9 protein-coding genes are annotated in these 12,611 nt (G+C 32.6%); 5 read left to right on the plus strand and 4 right to left on the minus strand.

Annotation, left to right across the window (positions count from 1 at the left end):
- Positions 1-55: 55 nt before the first annotated feature.
- The 4 genes from Q4586_RS00095 to Q4586_RS00110 form a co-directional block, all read right to left on the minus strand.
- A complete protein-coding gene (locus Q4586_RS00095) occupies positions 56-1,801 on the minus strand; it encodes a nucleoside transporter C-terminal domain-containing protein (protein ID WP_303525179.1) in 1,746 nt (581 codons plus the stop codon).
- A 14-nt stretch (positions 1,802-1,815) separates the two neighbouring features.
- Positions 1,816-2,424, minus strand: coding sequence for a bifunctional nuclease family protein (locus tag Q4586_RS00100; RefSeq protein ID WP_303525181.1), 609 nt, complete (start codon positions 2,422-2,424; stop codon positions 1,816-1,818).
- 142 nt (positions 2,425-2,566) lie between these two features.
- Positions 2,567-3,520 (minus strand): electron transfer flavoprotein subunit alpha/FixB family protein, encoded by a 954-nt coding sequence (locus Q4586_RS00105; RefSeq protein WP_303525183.1) that lies wholly within the window; start codon positions 3,518-3,520, stop codon positions 2,567-2,569.
- 71 nt (positions 3,521-3,591) lie between these two features.
- Positions 3,592-4,332 (minus strand): electron transfer flavoprotein subunit beta/FixA family protein, encoded by a 741-nt coding sequence (locus Q4586_RS00110; protein ID WP_068701427.1) that lies wholly within the window; start codon positions 4,330-4,332, stop codon positions 3,592-3,594.
- A 216-nt stretch (positions 4,333-4,548) separates the two neighbouring features.
- Here Q4586_RS00110 and Q4586_RS00115 point away from each other — a divergent pair, with 216 nt between their 5' ends.
- From Q4586_RS00115 to Q4586_RS00135, 5 genes are all read left to right on the plus strand, one after another.
- Complete coding sequence (locus Q4586_RS00115; RefSeq protein WP_068701429.1) at positions 4,549-5,532, plus strand: pyruvate dehydrogenase complex E1 component subunit beta; 984 nt, start codon at positions 4,549-4,551, stop codon at positions 5,530-5,532.
- Between the two features lie 69 nt (positions 5,533-5,601).
- Positions 5,602-8,106: a DUF5686 and carboxypeptidase-like regulatory domain-containing protein gene (locus Q4586_RS00120; protein WP_303525188.1), complete on the plus strand. Its 2,505-nt coding sequence runs from the start codon at positions 5,602-5,604 to the stop codon at positions 8,104-8,106.
- Positions 8,107-8,208: 102 nt separating this feature from the next.
- The gene (locus Q4586_RS00125) at positions 8,209-8,736 is read left to right on the plus strand and encodes an inorganic diphosphatase (RefSeq protein WP_303525189.1); all 528 of its coding nucleotides are present in this window, start codon (positions 8,209-8,211) and stop codon (positions 8,734-8,736) included.
- Positions 8,737-8,854: 118 nt separating this feature from the next.
- The gene (locus tag Q4586_RS00130) at positions 8,855-11,227 is read left to right on the plus strand and encodes a sodium-translocating pyrophosphatase (protein WP_068701435.1); all 2,373 of its coding nucleotides are present in this window, start codon (positions 8,855-8,857) and stop codon (positions 11,225-11,227) included.
- Between the two features lie 63 nt (positions 11,228-11,290).
- A complete protein-coding gene (locus Q4586_RS00135) occupies positions 11,291-12,601 on the plus strand; it encodes an anthranilate synthase component I family protein (protein WP_068701437.1) in 1,311 nt (436 codons plus the stop codon).
- Positions 12,602-12,611: the final 10 nt, after the last annotated feature.

The raw sequence follows: 12,611 nt of genomic DNA on the forward strand, positions 1-12,611 counted from the left end.
TTTTAAAAATTATATTAATAAGTTATTAACTATTTTAGTTGTCAGTAGCGACTCGCTACCCGATAATCATACCTGCAATTGTTGCTGACATTAAAGAAGCAATTGTTCCTCCAATTAAAGCTTTCATTCCAAATTCTGATAGTGTTTTTCGTTGTCCAGGTGCTAATGAACCAATACCGCCAATTTGAATACCTATGGATGCAAAATTTGCAAAACCACATAACATATAAGTTGCCATAATTATCGATTTATTATAGGTTAAATGCGTTGCACTTGCTATGTTTTTAAGTTCTGCTAATTGAATATATCCTACAAATTCACTTGCTGCCAATTTAATTCCTAATAACTGCCCCATCAAAGCCATATCTTCACTTGCAACACCTATTAACCACATTAACGGAGCAAAAATATAGCCTAAAATAAACTCTAATGACAAGCCTTTGTATGGTGTATTATTAGAAATAATTTCATTTAATGATGTGAAATTCCATCCAAAATACTCAATACCATTAAAACCAGCAGCTCCTCCTAGTATACCATTAATCATTGCAATAAACGCTACAAAAACTAACAACATCGCCCCAACATTCATTGCTAATTGCAAACCCTCTGTTGTTCCATTTGCAATAGCATCTAAAATATTGGCCCCTATCTTATCTGAAGAAACCTTTACATCTGTATTTACCTCTTCAGTTTGTGGGTATAATATTTTAGAAATTACAATTGCTCCTGGCGCTGCCATCACTGAGGCTGCCAATAAGTGCTTTGCATAAAACAATTTCATTATTTCATTATCCCCTCCTAAAAAACCGATGTAAGCTGCTAGAACTGCTCCTGCAACTGTAGCCATTCCACCAATCATTACCAATAAAATTTCCGACTTATTCATTTTTTCTAAATACGCCTTAATCAGTAATGGGGCTTCTGTTTGTCCTAAAAAAATATTTCCTGCAACTGATAAACTTTCTGCTCCCGAAATTTTCAAAATTTTACTTAATGATAAAGCCATTACTTTTACTAACTTCTGTATCCATCCTAAATAAAACAACACTGAAGTTAATGCTGAGAAAAATATAATTGTTGGTAATATTTGGAAAGCAAAAATAAACCCAAAGGTATCCATATCTGAAATCAAACCTTGAAATAAAAATTCACTTCCTGCTTGTGTAAAATCTAAAATCTTAACAAATCCTTTTCCAATAAATTCGAAAATTGCTTGTACAAAAGGTACTTTTAAAACACCTATTGCAATGATTAATTGAAAAGCCAATCCTAATCCTACAGTTTTCCAGTCAATTCCTCTTCTATTAGCACTAAATAAAAAGGCAATAATTAATAACGAAAGCATTCCTAAAACACCACGCCATAAGCTCTGCATTGAAAACCCTTTACTTGGCACAATTTGATTAACAGTTGTTTTTACGTCTTTAATTGGTTTAACAGGCACAACACTTTCTATATCTGAAGTAAATTTATACACTACATTTTTTTCTGATAATGTTAAAGTATTGTCCGTTAGTTCAACCACATTATAATAACGAACCGTATCTTTAGGTTGTTTATGGTTAAAAATCAGTAGGTTATTTTGATATATGTAGTTCCCTGCAGTTTGCAAACTATCTTTAGCTTGTAAAGAATAACTAAAGTTTCCTTTAGCCAAACTTAAAACGTCTGATGGGTTTATAACAACTACCGAGTTACCATCAGTGGTAATCGATGAAAAATTCCACTTTTTTTCTATGCTTTGCCCATAAATTATCATGGATGCACAAAGCATTATGAAAGTAAATAATTTCTTCATTTTATTATATTTTATTAAGATCGTTTGCTTATTTCATCACGAATTTCGGCTGCTAATTCGTAATCTTCATTAGCTACGGCTTCATTCAGTTTTTCATGTAACTCTTCTAACTGTAAATGGCTATAACCTTGAGTTTGGTCAAGCTCATCTTCTAAAGAAAATTCTATATCATCTGACTCTAAATCTTCTTCAATAATTAACTCTTCATCCATTTTCAAATAGATACCAGCTTTATCTAAAATATTTTCATACGTATAGATTGGTGCCTGAAAACGAACTGCTAAAGCAATTGCATCCGAGGTACGAGTATCAATAACCTCTTCAAGGCCTTCCCTTTCACAAATTAAACTAGAGAAAAAAACGCCATCAACCAATTTATGAATAATTACCTGACTTACTTTTATTGAAAATTTATCTGAAAATGTTTTAAACAAATCGTGCGTAAGTGGTCTTGGCGGACGAATTTCTTTTTCTAAAGCAATTGCTATTGATTGTGCTTCAAAAGCTCCAATAATAATTGGGAGTGTTCTTGTACCCTCCATTTCACTTAACACTAATGCATAAGCGCCACTTTGAGTTTGGCTATACGAAATCCCCTTAATAGTTAGTTTAATTAAACTCATGTAATCATTATAAATAACAAAAAGGCTGTCTAATTTTAGGCGCTACGCTTCAAATTTTAGACAGCCATTTTAAGTGGGCACAATTTACTAAAAATTATGAGTTGATCTCTAATTTAAAGAAAAAAGAAAATCCCCAATAATTTTATGCTTGTTTAAAAGCTTTTAATTTCTCTATTAATTGAGGTACAACTTCAAAAGCATCACCTACAATACCATAGTCAGCTGCTTTAAAGAAAGGCGCCTCTGGATCAGTATTAATAACTACTTTTACTTTTGATGCGTTGATACCTGCTAAGTGCTGAATTGCACCTGAAATACCAATAGCAATATATAAGTTTGAAGCCACTGGTTTACCTGTTTGTCCCACGTGTTCGTTATGTGGTCGCCAACCTAAATCAGATACAGGTTTAGAACAAGCTGTTGCAGCTCCTAAAACATCTGCCAACTCTTCAATCATTCCCCAGTTTTCAGGCCCCTTCATTCCTCTACCTGCTGAAACTACAATATCTGCATCTGCAATAGTAACTGTTCCACTAGCCTTATTAATACTTTCAGACTTTACACCTAATTCTGGTAAAGTAGCTTCAAAGCTTTCAGTTGATCCAGCTACTGCATTTTCATGTGCTCCGTATGAGTTTTTAGCTACACCAACCACCTTAACTTCGGTAGAAATTTCAGTGTTATTAAATCCTTTATTAGAAAAAGCTTTTCTTTTTACAACAAATGGACTTGTACTACTTGGCAAAGCAACAACATTAGACGCATAACCAGCTTCTAAACCTACTGCTATTAATGGAGCTACTGTAAAACCATCGATACTTGAATCAATGATTACTGTTTTAGCTGATTTTACTTCAGCTACTTGTTTTATTATTGAAGCGTATGCTTTTGCATTAAAAGATGTTAAATCATTTTTTACTTCTATTACGTTTTCAGCTCCAAAAGCATATAATTCAGAAGCATCTCCTCCGTTGATAGTTAACACCACCATATTGCTTCTTAATTGTTCTGCTACTTTTTTTCCGTATGAAACTACTTCAAAAGCAGTTTTTTTAAATTTTCCTTCCGATGCATCGGCAAAAACTAATACAGACATATTTTTATGTTTTTTATATTATTACAAGAAAACTAATATCTCTCATAACAACGGGGTTTTAAATCTAACTTTTAAATTGCTTTTGCTTCGTTGTGTAATAAATCGATTAAAGCATCAACATTATCAACTAACTTAACAGCTCCTTTTTCATCAGGTTTCTCAAAATTCTGAGTTGATGTACTAGCAGCAACACCTGTTGGTTCAACTACCGCTAATGGTTTTTTACGAGCCATCATAATTCCACGCATATTTGGAATACGTAAATCTTTTTCTTCTACCATTCCTTTTTGTCCTGCAATTACCATTGGTAAAACTGAAGAAACTTTTTCTTCACCTCCATCAATTTCTCTATCTAGAGTTACATTTGTTCCATCAACCTCAACACTAACACAAGCATTCACGAAGTTAAAATCTACTAAAGAAGCTAACATCCCTGGTACCATTTGCCCATTGTAATCAGCTGACTCTTTTCCTGCAAGAACTAAATCATACCCTCCGTTTTTAACAACTTCAGCCAATTCTTTAGCTACCATAAAACCATCTGTAGGTTCTGCATTTACACGAATTGCATCATCTGCTCCAATAGCTAGCGCTTTACGCAAGGTTGGTTCAGTTGAAGCACTTCCAACATTTACAACAGTTACACTAGCACCTTGCTTTTCTTTAAACCACATAGCACGCGTTAAACTAAACTCATCATAAGGGTTTATAACATATTGAACTCCATTAGTATCAAACTTTGTATCATTATCGGTAAAGTTGATTTTCGAAGTAGTATCAGGTACATGACTGATACAAACTAATATTTTCATATATCGTTGTTTTTAAGAAACTTAATTTTTTGAGCTACGAAGTTACGTTTTTTTTTTAATTTACTATGCATGCATAATAAATTTTTAATTTTCGTTCATAATTTAACAAGCAACCCCTTGTAAACACAACTAACAATTTGTTTAAGTTAAAAAACACTTTGCTAATTGTATTTTTATTATTTTTGCAATCTTGATAAACAACGACTATTATAACGTATGAAAACAATACAATTTAGAGAAGCTATTTGTGAAGCCATGAGTGAAGAAATGCGTAGAGATGAAAGCATTTATTTAATGGGTGAAGAAGTAGCTGAATATAATGGAGCTTACAAAGCTTCAAAAGGGATGCTAGATGAGTTTGGTGAAAAAAGGGTTATTGATACACCTATTGCTGAATTAGGCTTTGGGGGTATTGCAGTTGGTTCTGCAATGAATGGAAATCGCCCTATTGTTGAATATATGACATTTAACTTCTCTTTAGTTGGTATCGATCAAATAATCAATAACGCTGCAAAAATTCGTCAAATGAGTGGTGGTCAATTTAACTGCCCTATTGTTTTTCGTGGCCCTACAGCTTCTGCTGGCCAATTAGCAGCAACACACTCACAAGCTTTTGAAAGCTGGTTTGCTAATTGCCCTGGATTAAAAGTTATTGTTCCTTCAAATCCTTATGATGCAAAAGGATTATTAAAAGCAGCTATTCGTGATGATGATCCTGTAATTTTTATGGAATCTGAACAGATGTATGGTGACAAGATGGAAGTTCCAGAAGGTGAATACATTATCCCTATCGGTGTTGCAGATATTAAAAGAACAGGTACCGATGTAACAGTAGTTTCTTTTGGTAAAATTATTAAAGAAGCTTATAAAGCTGCTGATGAATTAGCTAAAGAAGGAATTTCAATAGAAATAATTGACTTACGTACCGTACGTCCAATGGACCATAACGCTATATTAGAATCTGTAAAGAAAACAAACAGATTAGTAATTTTGGAAGAAGCATGGCCTTTTGGTAGTGTATCATCAGAAATTACTTTTAGAATACAAGATGAAGCATTTGATTACTTAGATGCCCCTATAAAAAGAATTACAACAGCTGACACTCCAGCACCATATTCACCAGTTTTACTAGAAGAATGGTTACCAAATGCAAATGATGTTGTTAAAGCAGTAAAAGATGTTTTATACCTTACTAAATAATAAGGAAACCAATAAAGAAACAAAAAACCTTTTGATAAATATCAAAAGGTTTTTGTAGTCATAAAAAAAATGAAAAACACGCTATTACTATTATCACTACTCATTACCAGCACAATACACGCTCAACTAACCTTAAAAGGTAAAGTTGTTGATGAGTTTAACAACCCAATGCCATTTGTAAATGTTTTTTTAAAAAACACCACTCATGGAACCACTACTAATGACGATGGTACCTTTTTTTTAAAAACAAAAAAATACAGAGGGACTTTAGAAATTTCATTTGTAGGCTTTCAAACACAAACATTAAAAGTTAGTCAAAAAACTAAATTTTTAAATATTGCTCTTAAAGAAGGCACCAACGAATTAGAAGAGGTAATTATTGTTTCTAAACCAAAAAAAAGGTTAAAGAAAAAAGAAAATCCAGCCTATCGAATTTTAAAAGAAATTTGGAAAAGAAAGAGAAAAAATGGTCTCGATTTAGTAAATAATTATCAGTACAAAAAACATACAGCAATAGAAATAGGTTTAAATAACCTAGATACCGTCTTTTTAAAAAGAATTTTTAAAAAAGAGTATAAAAAAACTATCGATAGAGTAAAATATGATAGTGACGGAATTAATTATTACATCCCTATTTATTTAAGCGAACAAATTGCAAACATATACGGTGACAATAAAAACAATAATATCAGAGAAGATATTGAAGCTGAAAAAGCTGATGGTTTAGGCGCGCAGGGGTTTGTTTTTAACAGAATGTCCAATACTTTTCAAAATATAGATGTCTTTAAAAACAACATAACTTTATTAACAAAATCTTTTGTAAGTCCATTATCTACAGATGGATTTTCTACCTATGATTATGTTCTTTATGATAGCATTGTTAAAAACAACAAAAAATTATATAATATATATTTCTTTCCCATCAGAGATGGTGACTTAGCTTTTCAGGGGAATTTTTGGGTAGCAGACAAAAATTTCTCTATTAAGAAACTAAAAATGAAAGTTCATAAAAGCATCAATTTAAACTTTGTAAGAGGACTATCCTTTGAAAAAGAGTTTGAGGTAAAGGATGACAGCATATACATACCTACTAAAAATGCATACGAAGGTGATTTTACTTTTATTGATAAAAACGAAAGCAACAGAGGTTTAACCATCAAAAAAACAACAACTTTTGATAATTATATTTTAGACAAACCGTTACCTACTAATTTTTATACAGAGAAGGTTGTTAAAATAAGACCTAATCAGTATCAGAAAGACACTTCTTATTGGAAAACAAAAGAAAACGAGGAAACTAACTTAACGTATAATTTAATTCAAGAAGTAAAAGAGAAAAAACAAATTAAAAACATTACAGGTTTAATAAATACTGTTGCTAGCGGATTCGTAAACACAAGAATGGGATTGCAATTTGGACCTATATGGACCGCTTTTGCTAGTAATCAAGTAGAAGGGTTTAGAACAAAAATAGGATTTAGAACCTTTAAAACAAAAGATGACCGCTTACGTGTAGGAGGACATTTAGCATACGGATTTAAAGACAAAAAGATAAAATATGGTATACAAGGTCGCTACCTTTTATCATACAAACCAAGAATTTCTGCTGGACTAGCCTATCAAAAAGACATTGAACAATTAGGTAGTGTATTATTAAACACAACAGAATTATTAGGAACGGCATTCGGTACAACAGCACTATTTTCAAGAGGAGACAACTTCTTTTTATCTGAAGTAGAAAAAATAGCCACAAATTTCGATTATCAAATCAAAAAAAACCTACACATAGGGTTTAATTTTTCACACTCAAAAATACAATCTGCTTCACCTAAAGATTTTTCAATGGATTATCTAGGTCAAAATGGTAATATCCAATCACAAATAACGGATGTAGCGTCTGATATTTATGTTTCGTATACCCCAGGTCGTTTTGTATATGGCTTAGGTGTTGACAGACGTTTTGGTCGGAACATATTCCCTTCCTTAGTTTTAAATTATCGAAAAGGTTACAAAGGTGTTTTTAACGGAACACATACTTATGATAAATTGCAATTTAAATACAACCACCCAATCCTTTTAAGTAAACTTGGTGTTTTAGACGCAACCATCGAAGCTGGAAAAACATTTGGAACAGTGCCTATTGCCTTATTAAGTGTAGTTCCCGCAAATCAAACATTCTCATTAGTAAAAGATACATTTGCTTTATTAAATTATTATGATTTTGTAACTGACAGCTATTTAGCAGGTCATTTTGAGCATCATTTTAATGGATTTATTTTAAACAGAGTTCCATTAATAAAAAAACTAAAACTACGTAGTTTGGTTTCTTTTAGAGCTGCTTATGGAACTGTTTCTAACAATAACTTAGCCATTAACAGATCAAACATAAACTATAATTCGCCAAACAAAGTGTACTATGAATACAGTGTTGGGCTTGAAAATATTGGTTATGGTAACTTGCGTTTTTTACGTATTGATGCTATTTGGAGAAGCAATTACACACCTCCTGCTGGTTCATTAATTACTCCTACTCCAAAATTTGCAATTCGTATAGGAATTAAACCTGGCTTATAATCATTGATTTAACCATAAAATAACAATCATTTTATAGCTAAAAACATTAATAAATCACTATTTTTGCAAACCGATTTTTAGAAACGAAGAAAAGAAAAATATATGACTTCAAAAGAAAGAAAAACAGTAGATGTTTTAATTGAAATACCAAAAGGAAGTAGAAATAAATACGAATACGATTTTGACTTAGGAAAAATTCGTTTTGACAGAATGCTATTTTCATCAATGATGTACCCTGGAGATTATGGTTTTATTCCTGAAACTTTGGCTCTAGACGGTGACCCATTAGATGTATTAGTTTTAGGAGCTGAACCAACTTTTCCTATGTGTATTATGGAAGTAAAGCCAATCGGTGTTTTTCATATGGCAGATGAAAAAGGTCCAGATGAAAAAATAATTTGCGTCCCTACTACTGATCCTATTTGGAATAGCTACAACGATTTATCTGACTTAAATCCACACCGTATAAAAGAAATTACGCATTTTTTTCAAGTATATAAAGACTTAGAAAAAAAGAAAGTTGACATTGGAGATTGGGGTGATGCTAATGAAGCTTATGATATACTAGATAAATGTATCGAGCGATACGAAAACAGCGAACACAAAACAAATGGAAACTTTACAATTTAAACTGTAAAATTCACTCATAATTTATAAAAACCTCTCAGAACATTCTGAGAGGTTTTTTTGTTTAGTTACTGATTTTCTTATATTTACATACACTTATTACTAATTTAACAACCAAAACATGAAACAAAATATTATGTATCTGCCAATAATTTTGGCTATTTTAGGGCTTATTTTTATGTATGTAAAAATGATTTGGGTAAAAAAACAAGATGCTGGAAACGATAAAATGAAATCAATTTCAAAAAGCATTAAACAAGGTGCTCTTGCTTTTTTAGCTGCAGAATATCGGCTTTTATTAATTTTTGTTATCATTGCTTCACTAGCCTTATTCGGAATCTCGTTACTAGTTGCAACTACAAGTATTATGATTGTTCCTGCATTTATTATCGGAGCAATTTTCTCTGCCTTAGCAGGAAATATTGGTATGCGAATAGCAACCGACGCTAATGCACGAACAGCCGAAGCTGCTAAAACAAGCTTACCACAAGCTTTAAAAGTGTCCTTTGGTGGCGGAACAGTGATGGGACTTGGTGTTGCTGGGTTAGCCGTTTTAGGACTAAATTTATTTTTCTTAATATTTGTAAGTCAATTCATTACCGATGGAGGAAACTTTTATAATGAAATGACTATTGTATTAGAAGCCTTAGCAGGGTTTTCATTAGGAGCAGAATCTATCGCTTTATTTGCAAGAGTTGGTGGAGGTATTTACACCAAAGCCGCAGATGTTGGTGCTGACTTAGTTGGTAAAATAGAAGCAGGTATTCCTGAAGATGATCCTCGTAATCCCGCCACAATCGCAGATAATGTAGGAGATAATGTAGGAGATGTTGCTGGTATGGGAGCCGATTTGTTTGGTTCGTATGTTGCTACTGTTTTAGCAGCCATGGTTTTAGGTAATTATGTTATTAGAGACATGTCGTTAACATCAACTTATACTGACGGTTTTAATAACATGGGGCCGGTTTTATTACCGCTAGTAATTGCTGGTACAGGTATTATCGCCTCAATAGTTGGAACTTTTTTAGTAAGCATAAAAGACAACAATGCAAGAGAAAGTCAGGTACAAAAAGCTTTAGACACAGGTAACTGGACTTCAATTATATTAACCTTAATTGCAAGTTTCTTTTTAATAAAATGGATGCTACCACAAACTATGAAAATGAGTTTTTTTGGCGAAGGAATTAAAGATATTTCTTCAATCAATGTTTTTTGGGCTGCTTGTATTGGCTTAGCAGTTGGCGCATTAATATCAATGGTAACGGCATACTACACAAGCTTAGGTAAAAAACCAGTAATGGATATTGTTCAGAACAGTGCTACAGGAGCCGGAACCAATATTATTGCAGGACTAGCTGTTGGTATGAAATCAACTTTTTTATCAGTAATTTTATTTGCAGCCGCAATTTATAGCTCTTATTACTTTGCAGGGTTTTACGGAGTTGCTTTAGCAGCCTCAGCAATGATGGCCACCACAGCAATGCAACTAGCAATTGATGCCTTTGGTCCAATTGCCGATAATGCAGGTGGTGTTGCAGAAATGAGTGAATTAGAAGATCATGTTCGCGAACGTACAGATATTTTAGATTCTGTTGGTAACACAACCGCTGCCGTTGGTAAAGGTTTTGCTATTGCATCCGCGGCCTTAACAGCCTTAGCTTTATTTGCCGCTTACGTAACTTTTACAGGAATAGACGGAATTAATATTTTTAAAGCCGACGTTTTAGCAATGTTATTTATAGGAGGAATGATTCCTGTTATATTTTCAGCTTTAGCAATGCAATCGGTAGGAAAAGCAGCCATGGAAATGGTACACGAAGTTCGCCGTCAGTTTAGAGAAATTCCGGGAATTATGGAAGGAATCGGAACGCCAGAATACGCTAAATGTGTTGATATTTCAACCAAAGCAGCCTTAAAAGAAATGATTTTACCAGGTTTAATCACTATCATATCACCTATTTTAATCGGATTGGTTTTTGGTGCAGAACCTTTAGGCGGTTATATGGCAGGTGTATGTGTATCTGGTGTAATGTGGGCTATTTTTCAAAATAATGCTGGTGGCGCTTGGGATAATGCCAAGAAATCGTTTGAAGCAGGTGTTGAGATTAATGGTGAAATGACTTATAAAGGTTCAGATGCTCATAAAGCTGCCGTAACTGGCGATACTGTTGGTGACCCCTTTAAAGACACCTCTGGCCCATCAATGAATATTTTAATAAAACTTACCTGTTTAATTGGTTTAGTAATTGCGCCAATTTTAGGAAACCATACAGCAACAATCAATAATTACAGTGAAAACGTTTGGGGTACAAAAACCGGAAACAATATTAAAATTGAAGTTACAGACGCTACTTTTGCCGATGATAAAGAAAAAACGACAGTTATAAAAAAACAGCTTAAAAAAAATATTTTAGATGATAGCACAGCTAAAGCCATCATTACAACAACATCTACTGAAAACGAAAAAGAAGTTAACAAAGAAAAAACAAAATAACTTTGCTGTATATTTTACATAAACCCGATAGCTAAATTCTATCGGGTTTCTTATTTTTGTAGCATGTCTATTAGAACCACACAAACTTTTACTATTGATTTTCCCTCGGATTTTAAACAACGTTTATTCCGTTGGTCGCAACAGTTTGAAACTATTGTTTGGTTAGATTCAAACAATTACGAACAGCAATATAGTTCATTTGATGGTTGCTTGGCTGTTGATGAATTTACATCAATAAAAACCGATTCTCAAAATGCTTTTGAGAAACTAAAAGAATATCAATCATATACCAAAGATTATATTTTTGGTTATATTTCTTATGATGTAAAAAACGACGTAGAAAAACTTACATCCACTAATTTTGACGGATTAGGTTTCGATGATCTCTTTTTTTTTCAACCTCAAAAATTAATATTTATTAAAGGAAATACTGTTGAATTTCACTATTTAAAAATGATTGATGATGAAATTGAAGAAGATTTTGAAGAAATTTCATCTTATAATTTTCAACCAAAATTAAAATCTAAAAACACAAACGACCTTAAAATAAAGCTTCGAATTCATAAAGATGAATATCATCAAAGAGTAAACAGTGTTTTAAACCATATTCAACAAGGAAACATTTACGAAGCTAATTTTTGTCAAGAATTTTATGCCGAAAACGCTACTATAAATCCGTTTGAAATTTACGAACATTTAAACGAAATTTCTGAACCTCCGTTTGCTACATTTTTAAAGTTAGAGCATCAATATTTATTATCAGCAACTCCAGAAAGGTATTTAAAAAAAGAAAACACCAAAATAATTTCACAGCCTATAAAAGGGACTGCCAAAAGGTTAATCAATAAAATTGATGATAAAAAAACTGCTTTTGATTTGGCTCGCGACGAAAAAGAACGCTCAGAAAATATTATGATTGTTGATTTGATTCGTAATGATTTATCAAAAACAGCAAAAAAAGGAAGTGTACAAGTTGAGCAACTTTGTAAAGTATATTCGTTTAAACAAGTACATCAAATGATTTCAACTATTGTTTCAGAAGTAGAAACAACCACACATCCTGTTGATGTTATTAAAGACACTTTTCCGATGGGAAGTATGACAGGAGCTCCAAAAGTATCAGCAATGAAAATTATTGAAGAGTTAGAAGAAACCAAACGTGGGTTGTATTCTGGAACCGTTGGTTATTTTACACCAAATGGCGATTTTGACTTCAATGTTATCATCCGAAGTATTCTATATAACGCTGAAAAAAAATACGTTTCCTATTCGGTTGGCGGAGCAATTACAGCAAAATCTATTCCCGAAAAAGAATACGAAGAATGCTTATTAAAAGCAAAAGCAATGAAATATGTTTTACTAAACTCAAAGTAGTTTTAGTTAT

The organism is Tenacibaculum soleae (assembly GCF_030549005.1).
Classification (GTDB): domain Bacteria; phylum Bacteroidota; class Bacteroidia; order Flavobacteriales; family Flavobacteriaceae; genus Polaribacter; species Polaribacter soleae.

Coding starts and splice junctions, on each gene's coding strand:
- Q4586_RS00095 (WP_303525179.1), bottom strand. CDS start 1,801: ATGAAGAAATTATTTACTTTCATAATGCTTTGTGCATCCATGATAATT.
- Q4586_RS00100 (WP_303525181.1), bottom strand. CDS start 2,424: ATGAGTTTAATTAAACTAACTATTAAGGGGATTTCGTATAGCCAAACT.
- Q4586_RS00105 (WP_303525183.1), bottom strand. CDS start 3,520: ATGTCTGTATTAGTTTTTGCCGATGCATCGGAAGGAAAATTTAAAAAA.
- Q4586_RS00110 (WP_068701427.1), bottom strand. CDS start 4,332: ATGAAAATATTAGTTTGTATCAGTCATGTACCTGATACTACTTCGAAA.
- Q4586_RS00115 (WP_068701429.1), top strand. CDS start 4,549: ATGAAAACAATACAATTTAGAGAAGCTATTTGTGAAGCCATGAGTGAA.
- Q4586_RS00120 (WP_303525188.1), top strand. CDS start 5,602: ATGAAAAACACGCTATTACTATTATCACTACTCATTACCAGCACAATA.
- Q4586_RS00125 (WP_303525189.1), top strand. CDS start 8,209: ATGACTTCAAAAGAAAGAAAAACAGTAGATGTTTTAATTGAAATACCA.
- Q4586_RS00130 (WP_068701435.1), top strand. CDS start 8,855: ATGAAACAAAATATTATGTATCTGCCAATAATTTTGGCTATTTTAGGG.
- Q4586_RS00135 (WP_068701437.1), top strand. CDS start 11,291: ATGTCTATTAGAACCACACAAACTTTTACTATTGATTTTCCCTCGGAT.